This window comes from Pseudoalteromonas sp. Z1A2 (assembly GCF_011378755.1).
Taxonomy (GTDB): Bacteria; Pseudomonadota; Gammaproteobacteria; order Enterobacterales; family Alteromonadaceae; genus Pseudoalteromonas; species Pseudoalteromonas distincta.
Genome location: NZ_WTKX01000008.1, coordinates 65,277 through 79,047, shown reverse-complemented (window position 1 = coordinate 79,047; position 13,771 = coordinate 65,277). Strand labels below are relative to the sequence as shown.

Here is a 13,771-nt window from a genome sequence, read left to right as displayed (position 1 = left end):
AAAAAATAGCGGCCAATTTGGCCGCTATTTTTGTTTAAATTATTCAGCAGATAATGTTAAAGAATAACTGTACTGCTTTTGCTCAAGTAAATATTCTTTATGGGTACTTGGGCTCCATGAATCATCGCCACCAACCCCCATATGTTGATGATCAATGTGTACATGTACGCAATCATCAACAATGAGTTCGTTAGTGTGTTTCGCTTGCGTTAACATACTTTGCGAATACTCACTGGCGGCAAATAAAAACGCACCGGTTACGGTTAAATTATTAATACTCAGTAATTGGCAATCACTACGCACGCCGTTATCGGTTGGGAAAATATACGGGGTATGTAGCTCATTTAAACTTAAGCTGTAATAACCTAAACGTGCTGCGGCTTTGCGATCTGGGTAGTTTTCAAAAGGCCCTAAACCACGCCAGTTTACTTTTGTATCGCTTTGCTTGTTAAGCGTTGTACTTAGCCCTATACGCGGCATTGGCGGAAGTGTATCGTTTAAGTGCACATCAACATTTAAGCTAATATTGCCGGTATTATTTAGTGTATATAGCCATTGTGTTTTTGCTTGTAGCACGCCGTTAAATTCATAATTAAATACACAAGTAATACGTATATCAACACTTGATTGCACTGCGTGAATTGAGCTACATGTGCGCTGCCATTGCCCTATACCTGCACGTAACCAACGTGCCTCCCATGCATTAGGGTCTAGGTTATCTACTTCGCTTACGCCTATGTCGTTATCAAGCGGGGCGCGATAAAAGTTATCAACCAGTGGGCTACTAATAACCTGAGTATCGTTTTGTAACCACTGCTCTATAAGCCCTGATTGCTTGCTAAAAACAAGTTTAAACTTATCGTTTTCAATACATAGGTGGGAGTCGGTTTCGTTAACACTTATAGCGCTTTGCTCTGTAGTTGATGCAAATGATTCACTGTTTAAATTATTACTATTTATAAGCTTAAACTGCTCGGTGTTTAATACATGCTCGGCACTTGCAAAGCTACAATCGTTAATTAGTGCTACATCTAAATTAAGGTGGTATTGCGCACCTTGCTCAAACGTTGTTTTAGTTTTAATTGTTAACGTGTGTGTACTTTGCGGAGCAATATTAAGTACATGCTCGCCTTGTTCAACACAGATGCCATTTTGCATTAACTGCCAAACCAGTTTTTCGTTATCTGTGTGTCTAAATACATAATCGCTAAATACATCAACGGTAAATTGGTTTTGAGTCTGCTCGCGCAGCGTAAATTGTAAATGTTGCTGGCTGTATTTAGCTTCAAACAAGCTTGGATGCGGTGTGCGATCTGGAAATAATAAGCCGTTAATACAAAATTGGCGGTCGTTTAGTTCATCACCAAAATCGCCGCCGTAGGCCCAGTAATGCTCACCATTTTCATCAGTTTTAGATAAACCTTGGTCTACCCAATCCCAAATAAAGCCACCTTGCAGGCGAGGGTATTCTCTAAATGCTTGCCAGTAATCGTCAAAGCTACCTAGGCTGTTACCCATTGCATGGGCGTACTCACATAAAATAAGCGGGCGAGTTTCACCCGGTAGGCTTAGCCATTTTTTTATTGAATATTTTGGTACGGCGTCATCGGCAACATGTGTATCTACACGGGCATACATTGGGCAAATAATGTCGGTTGCTGTGGTATTTGAGCCGCCACCTTCGTATTGCACTGGGCGAGAAGGGTCAAAGCTTTTTGACCATCCGTACATAGCATCGTGGTTGGCGCCGTGTCCGCATTCGTTACCCAGTGACCAAATAATAATAGAGGCGTGGTTTTTATCGCGCTCAACCATTTGTGTATAGCGCGACATAAATGCACCAGCCCACTGTGGATCGCTTGCCAAACGCCCCATAGGAAACATGCCGTGGGTTTCTATATTGGCTTCGTCCACTACGTATAAACCTAGCTCGTCGCACAGCTCGTAAAAACGCGGGTGGTTAGGATAGTGAGCAGTACGTACAGCATTAAAGTTATTTTGCTTCATCAGCTTAATATCTTCAATCATGTCGGCGGTGCTTACTGTGTGGCCGTTTTCTGGGTGGTGTTCGTGGCGGTTAACACCGCGAATAAGTAGCGGTTTGCCGTTTAAGCAAAGCTGCCCGTTAAGCATTTCCACTTTTCTAAAACCAATGTTATAGGCTTCAACATCTACTGTGTTGCCTTGCTCATCTAGCAGGCTTACAACGCAGCGGTATAAGGTCGGGGTTTCGGCGGTCCACTTTTTAGGGCTTTGTATATCAATTGTTTGAAATACAACATCGCTCCAGCCGCCTTTTTCATCAACGCGTTTATTGTTAGTGCTTTGTATGTGTGGCTCGCAGAGTGCTTGCTCATTATCAAAAACCTGTACTGCTACTTGGTAGTTATTTGGCGCATTTATCGCCGTTTTTATATGTAGCGTTGCATCGCGGTAGCAGGCGTCTAAATCTGGGGTTATAAATACATCACGTATTTGGTTTTGTGGTTTTGTAAGTAAGTTAACATCGCGAAAAATACCGCTTAGCCACCACATGTCCTGATCTTCTAAATAACTGCCATCGCTCCAACGAATAACCATAACCGCAATACGGTTAGTACCTGCCACTAACAGCTCGCTTAAATCAAATTCGCTTGGTAAGCGGCTATCTTGTGAGTAGCCCACCCACTGACCGTTACACCAAAGGTGAAACGCCGAGTTTACGCCTTCAAAAATAATATGGTTACGCTGCGCTAATTGATCCGGTGTAATAGTAAACTCAGTGCGGTAGCAACCTGTTGGGTTATCGCTTGGTACAAATGGCGGGTTAACTGCAAATGGGTATTTAACATTACAGTAAATTGGTTTATCAAAGCCGTGTAATTGCCAGTTAGAAGGCACTGTAATGCTTTGCCAGTCTTTGCTTAGTGTTTCACTTAGTAATGACTCATCAACCGCTTCGGGTTTATCAAATAATTTAAAATCCCATTGGCCGTTTAAACTTTGTTTTTGTGATTGTGTGTTAGTACGGGCATGGTCAACGCTTTTAAATCCATTGAGTGGGCTGTGCGCTTTTACTTGATTAACTTGTACTGAAATTGGGTTTTCCCAATCACGGCGATTAATTATGTGTTGTAGTGAGTTCATTAGTGTCCTATTGCATGTATGGCAATTATAGTGGCTTAAATATAGCTAAAATAATGCGTTGGGGTTATGCTTAAAGCTCTCTTTTATTTGTCCAAAACTATCATTTTAAATTATGCGCAACACTATTGTAGATGTACTCGATATTGGCCCAGAGTGTACAGAGCGGTTTATTGATTTAACCACGCTTTCGCAAATGCCAAACCTTGAAATAGAGCTGGCAGGTTGCTCTAATTTATTGGGTGACTATTGTGTTGCACGTACTAACCCGCTCGAACACACTCTTTTTTATACTTTGGCTGGTCAGGGCACACTTAAAACAGTTAATAACCAATACTCATTAACTGAAAATAGCTTAGCTATATTGCCTGCAAGGCAAAGTTTTGAGGTTAAAATAGCAAGCGAAAAGTGGGATGTGATTTGGCTAAACCTTGCAAACACTAAACGCTGGCAACACTTGAATTTAGCACAGGCTAAGGTATTAACTAATCAGCAATTAGCGCCATTACATTTAGCTATGGAGCTTTTATATAGCGAAAGTAACGCTACTTTGCGCGAAGGTGTTATGCCTATTTTAAGCCACTATTTAAACACTACGCTTCAAAGCGAGCCGCAAATAGGTGGGCAAAACAGATTAACCAGCTTGTTTTTAGAGGTAGAAGAGCGCTTACAGTTTGATTGGACTATAGAGGTTATGTGCGAGCACGTGCATTACTCAGCACCGCATTTACATAGGTTATGCCAAGCGCAATTTGGTAAAAGCCCTATGCAGCAGCTTATTTATTTACGCATTAAACGAGCTAAAAGCTTACTACTAAATACCCGCTGGCCTGTTGCCCATATTGCTGCTTACGTGGGGTATCCTAATATATTTAATTTTTCTAAACGGTTTAAAAAATCAGTGGGTATATCACCAAGTGAATTTAGAAAATAACGTAAGCGGCTCTCTACATTTGAATAAATTTAAGGTATTGTGCGATTTCTTAAATTGCATTTTAGAGTTTTTAGGTAGGTAATGCGCTCAAACTACTTTTTAGTCGTGATACTTTTAGTGCTTGTGCACAGCTTTATTAGCTGTGATGCGGCGGCGTATCATCTGCAAGAAGAAGTTGATCATGCTACGCATGTTCATTCTCAAGCAAATGTAAACGATGAAGATGCGCAATCACCTACTGAAATACATGCCCATCAGCATTGCCACTGTGGTTACTACAGTACGCTAAATCACTCTATAAACCCTGAGCAAAGCCAAGCTACACTGCCTGCGTGCTATAGCGGTTTAAACTATCCACCAGATGTTCCGCCACCAAATTTTTATAGCTAGTTTTTAATTTTAAACACTTTGTAAATAACTGCCTGCGCCTGTGCGCTATAAGGCTAGTTATGTACATTTTTAGGTTGCTTAATTGCGCTTGTTTTTAAAATAGGCGTAGTGATTAAGTCAACTCTGTTTGTTAAAAAACGGACATGCTATATGAACAAAAAACCACTTATGCTGGTGGCGCTACTGTGCGCATTACCTGCAATGAGCGTTTTGGCAAAAAATGAGCCTCAAAACGTATTAACGCTAAAGCAAGCGCTTAAAAATACCGAGCAGCAAAATGCTGAACTTAAACGCTACCCGTATCATCAAAAAATATTAACGGCGCTTAAAACCCAAGCTGCGCTTTCACCTAATCCTGAGCTGAGTTTTGAAGCTGAAAACTTTTTAGGAACCCACGGCTCCCATGCGTTTTCGGGGGCGCAGTACACGCTGGCTTTAAGCCAATTAATAGAGCTGGGTGATAAACGCCAAAACCGCATTAACTACGCCACGGCAAATATAAAAGCGCAAACAATTGAGTATAAAAATACTCGGTTAGCACTTTTAGCAACCACCGCTGAGCGCTATTACCAAATACTTAAATTTCAGGCGTTAATTGCTTTAAATAGTGAGCGTAAAAACACCGTTAAGCAGGCACTTAACGCAATTGAAAAACGCGCTAAAGCGGGTGCAGCCTCAAGTGCTGATGTAACCCGCATGCGTTATGCATTAAGCCAAGTAGATTTAAATACGCTGATGCTAAATAGCGAATTTGAGCGTGCGCGCTTAGCTCTAACCGAGCTGTGGCAAGAGCCGCAAGTGAGTGATTACTATGCTGGCGATTTATCACAAATAGCTGCTGTTAAAAGTGAAGCAGTGCTACTTGATGCGGTAAATACAGCACCTGAATTTGCACTGCTGCAGCAGCAATATATGCAGCAAACGGCTAATTTGTCGCTGCAACTCTCAAGCGGGCAAAGCGATTTAACCCTGGGTGGTGGCGTGCGATATAACCAGCAAACTGATGCCAGCTCGTTGGTGTTTTCTTTTTCAATGCCACTGCAATTAAGCAATTCTAATAGCGGTAATATTGAGGCTGCAAAGCATCAACTTACGCTACTTAATGAGCAACAAGGGCAATTACGTGTTCAGCTACGCCAGCAAATACGCACTTTGTATGCGTATTACCAAGGTAAAACTGCGCAGGCACAGCTATTAACACAGCAAGTTATTCCACAAGCACAAACGCTTATAAAACAAAGTTTAAAAAGCTATCAACAAGGGCAAATATCGGTGTTGCAATTACTCGACGCACAGCAAGCTTTATTTGATTCTAAACGCGCACTTATCAACATCCATAGCGAGCTATATCAAGTGCTGCTTACCCTTGAGCGTTTAACTGGCCAACCTTTAATTGAGACTCATCAATCATGAATAACACTCTTATCGCATTATTTATAACGCAATTATTTACACTCCCATTTTTAAGTAGCACGGCTATGGCATCTGATAGCCATCACGAAAAAGGTCACGAAGAAGGCCACAAAGACGAACACACACAAAAAGGCCCACACGGCGGATTTTTACTAACCAATAACGCCCTTGATTTAGAGCTTAAGTTAACCCAGTTTGCAGGTAATACCGAGCTGCGAATATATGGCTTTAATAACGATAAAGCTGTGGATATAAATCAGTTAGACGTAACCATAAACGTGCAGCGTTTAAGTGAAGAGCCACAGCTTATTCGCTTCAAAGCCGAAGATGACTATTTAGTAAGTACCGTGAGCGTAAACGAGCCGCATTCTTTTAAGCTTGATGTAATGGCACGCTATAAAGGCGTTGAAATAAATTATCATTATGAGCAAGAAGAAGGGCGCACAACGCTAAGCTCCCAAGCAATTGAACGCGCAGGAATTAAAACCGAGATAGCAAAAGCAGGTAGCGTTGAACTAACAGATACTCTATTTGGTGTTATAGCACCCACCGCGCACGGCACCGTTGAAGTAATGGCGCCTTATACCGGCCTAGTTAACGATATCTTTGTAAGCATTGGTCAAAACGTTAAAAAAGGCGATAAGCTGGCAAGCATTACCAACCGCGAAACACTGCAAAATTACACCATAAAAAGCCCAATTACAGGCGTTATTACCGAGCAATATTTAAAGCGCGGTGAGCTTGCCAATAGCGCATTAATGCAAATAGTAAACCTTGAAACCGTATGGGTCGAGCTCTCGGCTTTTCCTGAAAATATTGAAAAGCTCGCCATAGGACAAAGCGCAAAAGTGTACGATTTACATCATCATTTAAATGCGCAAGGTGAGGTGTTTTACATAGCCCCTATGATGAGCGGCGGGCATATTGCGCGTGCGCGAATCGAGCTTAAAAACCCTAATGGTCATTGGCGCCCTGGTATGCATGTTAATAGCGACATTAGTACTGCAAAAGTAGATGCTGCAGTGCGAGTAAAGTCTACAGCTGTGCAGGAATTTAACGGCAAACCTAGTGTGTTTATTAAAAGCGGCAATATATTTGAAGTACGCCCTGTAAAGCTTGGTGCTAAAAACAGCGAGTGGGTAGAGGTACTTGAGGGGCTCTCGCCAAATAGTGAGTACGTAACGCAAAACAGTTATGTAATTAAAGCCGATATTTTAAAAAGCGGCGCAAGCCACTCACACTAGGAGGCAGCATGATTGATTGGATAGTTTCTTTTGCGGTTAAACGCCGAATGATGGTGCTTGCGCTCACGCTTTTATTTGCTGGGTTTGGTGTATACAACACACAAAATTTAGCCGTTGATGCCGTACCCGATATAACTAATGTGCAAGTACAAATAAATACAAAAGCGCCTGGGTTTACCCCGCTTGAAGCAGAGCAGCGCATTACCTATTTAATTGAAACCGCTATGGCGGGCATACCAAAGCTTGATTACACTCGTTCGATTTCGCGTTATGGACTTTCGCAAGTTACCGTTATTTTTAACGAAGGCACCGATATTTACTGGGCGCGCCAGCAAATATCAGAGCGCATTCAAAGTATTCGCTCAGACTTGCCAGCCAATATTGAGCCAAACTTAGGGCCAATTGCCAGCGGGCTAGGGGAGATTTTTACTTACTCTGTGCATGCAAATAAAGGCGCGATAAAAGACGATGGCACGCCATTTAACGCAGAGGATTTACGTACTCTGCAAGATTGGGTTATTCGCCCGCAGCTATTAAAAGTAAAAGGCGTTACCGAAATTAATAGCCAAGGTGGCTTTGAGCGCCAGTACCAAGTAGCCCCCGTGCCTGAAAAACTACTCGCTTATAAGCTCACGCTAAGCGATGTAATTACTGCACTTAAATTAAATAACAGTAATCAAGGCGCAGGGTTTATAGAACGTTTTGACGGACAATATTTAGTGCGCTCGCCAGGGCAATTAAAAACCATTGATGACATCGCTAACACGGTTATTGCTAAGCGAGATGATGCACCGGTACGGATTAAAGATGGAGCAAATGTGCGTTTAGGTAAAGAGCTTAGAACCGGCGCTGCTACTTATAACGGTAAAGAAACCGTGCTCGGCACCGCCATGATGCTAATTGGCGAAAACAGTCGCGTAGTGGCAAAAGCCATGGCTGATAAACTCAAAGACGTACAGCTAAGCTTGCCTGAAGGTGTTGTGGTAGAAGCAGTTTATGACCGCACAACCCTTGTTGATAAAACCATAGCAACCGTAAAAACCAACCTGTTCGAAGGCGCGGTGCTAGTGATTGTTATTTTGCTGCTGTTATTAGGTAATGTAACTGGTGCGCTTATTACGGCAATGGTTATTCCGCTTAGTATGTTATTTGCCGTTACCGGCATGGTAGGTAATCGCGTATCGGGTAATCTAATGAGTTTAGGCGCAATCGATTTTGGTTTAATTGTTGATGGCGCAGTCATTGTGGTTGAAAACTGTTTAAGGCAACTTGGCCTTGCGCAGCACAAACATGGCAGGCTACTTACATTAAATGAGCGTTTAAGTGTTGTAACCGCCGCCACTAAAGAAGTATTTAGCCCTGCGGTATTTGGCATTTTAATTATTATGCTGGTGTATTTACCGCTGTTTGCACTAAGCGGGGTTGAGGGCAAAATGTTTCAGCCAATGGCGTTTACAGTGGTTGCTGCATTAGTTGGCGCACTTACTTTTGCAGTGACGTTTGTACCTGCCGCTATTGCGGTATTTGTACGCGGTAAGGTGAGTGAGAGCGAAAATGTCGTTATGCGCGGCATTAAAAAAGGCTACAAACCGCTACTTGGTTTATCGCTAAAACTACCGTGGGTAATGTTAAGCATTGCTGCTGTGCTTGTAATTACACTTGGCTTTAAAGTGAAAAACATGGGGGCTGAGTTTTTACCGCAGCTTGATGAGGGCGATATAGCCATGCACGCACTGCGCATTACCGGCACCGGTATTGAACAATCGGTAAAAATGCAAAAAGAGCTAGAGCAAGCCATTTTAGCCATACCTGAAGTTGAAAAAGTATTTTCAAAAATTGGTACGCCCGATGTAGCAAACGATCCTATGCCACCTAACGTTGCCGATACCTTTTTAATGTTAAAGCCACGCGAACAATGGCCTAACTCTGCTTTAAGTAAAGAAGAACTGGTTAAGCAAATTCGCCACTTAGTAAATGAAGTACCTGGTAATAACTATGAGTTTACGCAACCAATAGAAATGCGCTTTAACGAGCTAATAGCAGGTGTGCGCGCCGATGTTGCCGTGCGTATTTACGGCGATGATTTATCAACATTAAAACAGTACGGCGAAAAAGCCACAGCCTTGGTACAAAACATAACAGGTGCAACCGATGTACGCCTTGAACAAATGGAAGGTTTGCCTACGCTTTCGGTTACGCCGCTTCGCGATCATATGGCGCTGTTAGGCTTAACCGTAACCGATATACAGCAAAGTGTAAGTGCTGCGGTAGGCGGTGTACAAACCGGGCTTATTTACGAAGGTGATAAACGCTTTTCGTTATTAGTGCGTTTAGATGAACGCTGGTCAAGCGATGTATCACAGCTTGCGCGTTTGCCAGTGGCCGTGCCCAAAAGTGCCAACCCAGACCTTGCATTTGTACCGCTTGGCGAAGTTGCAAATATTAGTATTGATAAAGGGCCTAATCAAATAAACCGTGAAAGCGGTAAGCGTAATGTTGTTGTTACTGCAAATGTAGAAGGGCGTGATTTAGCAAGCTTTGTAAGTGATGCACAAGCCGCTTTAAATTCAGATCTTAATTTACCAAGTGGTTATTGGATTGAATACGGCGGTACATTTGAGCAATTAGAATCGGCAAGTAAGCGGTTATCGCTGGTGGTGCCAGTTACTTTATTGCTTATATTTGGCCTGCTTTACAGTGCGTTTAATTCACTTCGTGATTCGTTAATTATATTTAGCGGCGTACCACTTGCACTTACCGGTGGTGTGCTTGCGTTATTGCTACGCGATATGCCGTTATCGATATCGGCAGGCGTTGGCTTTATCGCGCTAAGTGGTGTTGCCGTATTAAACGGTGTGGTTATGCTGTCGTTTATTAAACAATTAAGAGCCGATGGACTTAGTTTAATTGATGCGATACAAACCGGTGCACTTTCGCGCTTGCGTCCAGTATTAATGACCGCTTTAGTGGCAAGCTTAGGGTTTATTCCTATGGCGCTAAATACTGGTACAGGCGCTGAGCTACAAAGACCACTGGCTACGGTTGTAGTTGGCGGTATTATTTCATCAACTCTACTTACGCTATTAATATTGCCTGCACTTTATAAATTAGTGCATGCAAAGTTTAATAGGCATCAAGCAGCTTAGCCAGTTGAAGCTCAATACATAACGTAAAAAGCAGCTGAAATTTCAGCTGCTTTTTGTTGTTAAGTAAACTTTGCAGGTTAATTATATTGAAACAAGTTATCCCAGCGCTCATCCAAAATAGTTTTTGCGTGTTCCAAATTTATTGCGCTATACACATCATTAGTGCACGTTACTAAGCGCATACGCTCCAACTTTTCAAGCGCATCGCTAATTTCAAAATCAAGATCGCACTGGTATTTGCTTTTAAACCAATGCTCTATTTGTTCATCAAGCGTTTGGGCGGTTAAGCCGTTTTCTGATTTTAGTAAAAACGTATACGCAAGCAGCGCTTCTTTTATATCTTCTTCTTCGGCGGCGTCTATAAGGGTGTGAAAAACACCGGCGTTATTATCAAGGTTTTTAAAGTAGAGGTTATCGCTAAGCGCTTTCATAAATTTAATTTTACGGTTTTTAAACTTACTCCACTCTTTAAAAATAAAGCTGCCAAATACTCCCATGCCAATAGCAAAGGTAATAAAGTGTTGTTGCGTCATTTCGACAGCTTCACTTCTAAAGCCCCCCCAAAAAGCAAACAGAGCAAGCAATAATAAAATTGATGCACCAAGCTTAGTTATAAGTACCACCGCACCGCCAATTAAAGCCGATGAGCCAATAATTGCTTTATCAATAGGGCGCATGCGTACTTCGCTATTAGGAAATAGCATTTCGAGATCGGCCTTTGGCACATTTTGAAACAGCTTAACTATGGTCGAACTTGGCTCAAACCCTAAAGGCATTTTATTTTTAGCTTCAAAATAAGCGCTGTCTTTAAAGCGAATAAACACGGCTACTCGGTCGTAATTAGTAAAGTGCAGCGGTTTTTTACGAAGGCCCCAAAAGCTGGTTATGGTTTCAGTGAGTTGCGACTCGCCACGGCGATAAAAAACCACTTCTTCAAAGTCATCAAATTCAACCTCAAGGCGCACCTTAAATAGTGACTCTTCGTTCAATGCATCTTGTAAGTCTTCATTGGTGATCACTTCAAAGTTAGCTGCATTAAGTACCTTAGCAAAATCTTTAGCAAAATCTCGTTGGCACTGCGCTTTTTGATCCTCCGATACTGGCGCTAATGATCGCGTGTCACTATTGGGATCAAAAGGGGCGTAGTTGTTTTTAAGTGATTCAAGTGTTGCGTGGTAATCGTAATGAATAAGGCTTGCTAGTAAATCGCAAAATTGTTTAAACGATGTTTTTTGTGTACTGCTTTTAAGCTCTTCGCTACACATATCGACAATATCTTGCTTTCTAAAGGGAATAAAACGCGCACTTTGCATAAGTTTTTAACTGCTTTGGTAGGTATTTAACTGCATTGACACATAATAAAATATTCTTATGGATATTACTAATTTGTTAATGCAGTAGGGCGTATTGATCATTGGTGGTTGAATTTGCAGCTGTGTGTTTGGTTTTTAGGCAAGGCAGAGCCTATGTAGTGTGGTTATTCCACATAAATAAGGCGATAACGCAGCATAAATACCAAACATGCGCTGCCCTTTGAGCTCGATCTAGGGACGATTAACTCTTTGTTGCCTACATGGATGTAGGTAAGGGGGTGAGCATGACGCGGAAGCTTTGCTCGATTTTTACTTATTCTTACATGGATGTAAGCCAGTAGGGTAACGCAGGAGCAGTTACCGAGCCCACTAGGTTACAAACCTCGCGCCGCGATTTAATCTTCCTTGGATTGAACAAATTTCAATCCACAAAGATCAATACGCCCTAGGACCTGATAAATTTACTACACTGTTTTCAGCGTGTATTAACCTAAATGTGTAACTATTGGCTTATTGAATACTCTTGTTCTTACAGATAAGTGAAAAGGATTTACTATGGCAATTCAAAAAAAGCTAAAAGAAAAAACGCGTAATTTTATTGACTCTAAGCATATGCTTAGCGGTATTACAGTGGCGTCGTTTTTAGAGTCAACCATAGTGCCTATTCCACTTGAGGCTGTATTAGTACCGCTAATGCAAGCTCGTAGAGAGAAGCTATGGCTTATCGCCTTAATGGCGACTTTAGGTTGCATAGTGGGTGCATTGTTTGGTTATGCGTTGGGTTATTATTTATTTGATGCGGTTGGTGATTGGATTATTAATACGTTTTCGAGCCCTGAGCAATTTGAAAACGTTAAGCAGCAAATGCAAGATCAAGGTTTTTGGTTTGTTATAACGCTTGGCATTGTGCCAATTCCGTTTCAAATAGCGATGCTTGCAGCAGGCGCGACTAAGTATTCTATTTGGCTATTTTTATTGGCCTCAGGTATCGCGCGTTCTATTCGTTACTTTGGTCTGGCTATTATTGTTTATTATGCAGGTAATGAAGCTGAGCGAATCATTAGTAAACACAAAACTAAGGCAATGGTTTTAATAACGTTACTTGTGTTAGGGGTTTGGGGATTAAGCTTGGTGATTTAAGCTCATTATTAAAGATTATTAACCACCTTATTCTAATAAGCCTTTTTGGTAATGTGCTATAGTTTTTTAATATAGTATCGAAAAGCTTAGGGTTAATATGATTGAAACTGTAAAGCTCACTATCAGGCTTTCTAATTTTTTTAAAATGAGCTGGAAAAATAAAACTGTAAGCCTATTTTTATTAGCTTATATTGTTATTTTTTCAGCCTACTCCCTAACTAACTTTCCTCCCTTACAAGTTCAAAATAATGTTTACGGTTTTACAACTGATTTTATTAATTTAATTGTTCTTATTTTTTTATTTTGGATGGTTCAGTGCTCCAAACTTTCAAAGCTTGCATATACATTTTCGACTCTCGGATTAATGCTCTGGTCCATGGGTAATACAGCTGATTTAATCGATGAGATAGTGATACAGCCTTACTGGGTAAGTATTTATTTTGAAGATTTATGCAGAACCAGCGGCATGCTTTTAACTTCCTATGGTTTATTTAAAACTATGCGCTTTGTACAAAGTATTAATAACCGATTAGCGCGTGAGCTCATTATTGACGATTTAACCAAGGTACATAATAGACGTTATTTTTATCAGCACGCTAAAGATGCTCAGCACTCACCTTACGTTATTTTAATTATCGATATAGACCACTTTAAAGCAATCAATGATGAGTTTGGTCATGATGTTGGTGATGTAATGCTTAAAGAACTAGCAACTAAATACGACAATGCTTTTACGCACCAAAACAAATTTGCTCGCCTCGGTGGTGAAGAATTTGGTGGCTACTTGCCTACAAATAATATGACGCAAGCGTGTGATTTTTCGCAGCAATTAATTGACCTTGCGCACACCATAAATATTCAAAACTCTCGTCACTTAACAGTAAGTATAGGTGTTGCAATGCAAACGCCTAATGAGCCTTTAGATAAAGTAATGAAGCGCGCTGATCAAGCTTTATATTTAGCTAAGAAGAGTGGCCGAGATCGTTTTGAAATTGCCCCATAAGCGTTTTAATTATATAAAAACACGTCCTTATTGTTTGCACATTTACTACACTTTTTAACGTTTTC

9 protein-coding genes are annotated in these 13,771 nt (G+C 41.3%); 7 read left to right on the top strand and 2 right to left on the bottom strand.

The features are described from left to right. Positions 1 to 39 precede the first annotated feature (39 nt). Entirely contained in the window at positions 40 to 3,126 is a 3,087-nt protein-coding gene (locus tag GQR47_RS07860) for a beta-galactosidase (protein ID WP_154903646.1), read from the bottom strand. A gap of 112 nt (positions 3,127 to 3,238) precedes the next feature. Between GQR47_RS07860 and GQR47_RS07855 the strand changes: the two genes are divergently transcribed. From GQR47_RS07855 to GQR47_RS07835, 5 genes are all read left to right on the top strand, one after another. Continuing rightward, the gene (locus GQR47_RS07855; RefSeq protein ID WP_024595140.1) at positions 3,239 to 4,057 is read left to right on the top strand and encodes an AraC family transcriptional regulator; all 819 of its coding nucleotides are present in this window, start codon (positions 3,239 to 3,241) and stop codon (positions 4,055 to 4,057) included. 81 nt (positions 4,058 to 4,138) lie between these two features. Further along, complete coding sequence (locus GQR47_RS07850; RefSeq protein ID WP_024595139.1) at positions 4,139 to 4,447, top strand: hypothetical protein; 309 nt, start codon at positions 4,139 to 4,141, stop codon at positions 4,445 to 4,447. A 150-nt stretch (positions 4,448 to 4,597) separates the two neighbouring features. Further along, on the top strand, positions 4,598 to 5,860 hold the full coding sequence (locus tag GQR47_RS07845) for a TolC family protein (RefSeq protein WP_024595138.1): 1,263 nt from the start codon (positions 4,598 to 4,600) through the stop codon (positions 5,858 to 5,860). Beyond that, entirely contained in the window at positions 5,857 to 7,104 is a 1,248-nt protein-coding gene (locus tag GQR47_RS07840; protein ID WP_024595137.1) for an efflux RND transporter periplasmic adaptor subunit, read from the top strand. The genes GQR47_RS07845 and GQR47_RS07840 overlap by 4 nt, the downstream gene beginning before the upstream one ends. Positions 7,105 to 7,112: 8 nt before the next feature. Beyond that, entirely contained in the window at positions 7,113 to 10,250 is a 3,138-nt protein-coding gene (locus GQR47_RS07835; protein ID WP_154903647.1) for a CusA/CzcA family heavy metal efflux RND transporter, read from the top strand. 77 nt (positions 10,251 to 10,327) lie between these two features. Here the strand turns inward: GQR47_RS07835 and GQR47_RS07830 are convergent, their stop codons facing one another. Next, positions 10,328 to 11,563: a TMEM143 family protein gene (locus tag GQR47_RS07830; RefSeq protein WP_024597650.1), complete on the bottom strand. Its 1,236-nt coding sequence runs from the start codon at positions 11,561 to 11,563 to the stop codon at positions 10,328 to 10,330. A 555-nt stretch (positions 11,564 to 12,118) separates the two neighbouring features. Here GQR47_RS07830 and GQR47_RS07825 point away from each other — a divergent pair. Then, on the top strand, positions 12,119 to 12,703 hold the full coding sequence (locus GQR47_RS07825) for a VTT domain-containing protein (protein ID WP_010554604.1): 585 nt from the start codon (positions 12,119 to 12,121) through the stop codon (positions 12,701 to 12,703). A gap of 97 nt (positions 12,704 to 12,800) precedes the next feature. Further along, positions 12,801 to 13,706 (top strand): GGDEF domain-containing protein, encoded by a 906-nt coding sequence (locus tag GQR47_RS07820; RefSeq protein WP_024597651.1) that lies wholly within the window; start codon positions 12,801 to 12,803, stop codon positions 13,704 to 13,706. The last annotated feature ends 65 nt before the right edge of the window (positions 13,707 to 13,771 follow it).

Bases quoted from the DNA above. Each gene is read 5' to 3' on its own strand.
- GQR47_RS07855 (WP_024595140.1), top strand. From the start codon at position 3,239: ATGCGCAACACTATTGTAGATGTACTCGATATTGGCCCAGAGTGTACA.
- GQR47_RS07840 (WP_024595137.1), top strand. From the start codon at position 5,857: ATGAATAACACTCTTATCGCATTATTTATAACGCAATTATTTACACTC.
- GQR47_RS07850 (WP_024595139.1), top strand. From the start codon at position 4,139: ATGCGCTCAAACTACTTTTTAGTCGTGATACTTTTAGTGCTTGTGCAC.
- GQR47_RS07830 (WP_024597650.1), bottom strand. From the start codon at position 11,563: ATGCAAAGTGCGCGTTTTATTCCCTTTAGAAAGCAAGATATTGTCGAT.
- GQR47_RS07845 (WP_024595138.1), top strand. From the start codon at position 4,598: ATGAACAAAAAACCACTTATGCTGGTGGCGCTACTGTGCGCATTACCT.
- GQR47_RS07825 (WP_010554604.1), top strand. From the start codon at position 12,119: ATGGCAATTCAAAAAAAGCTAAAAGAAAAAACGCGTAATTTTATTGAC.
- GQR47_RS07860 (WP_154903646.1), bottom strand. From the start codon at position 3,126: ATGAACTCACTACAACACATAATTAATCGCCGTGATTGGGAAAACCCA.
- GQR47_RS07820 (WP_024597651.1), top strand. From the start codon at position 12,801: ATGATTGAAACTGTAAAGCTCACTATCAGGCTTTCTAATTTTTTTAAA.
- GQR47_RS07835 (WP_154903647.1), top strand. From the start codon at position 7,113: ATGATTGATTGGATAGTTTCTTTTGCGGTTAAACGCCGAATGATGGTG.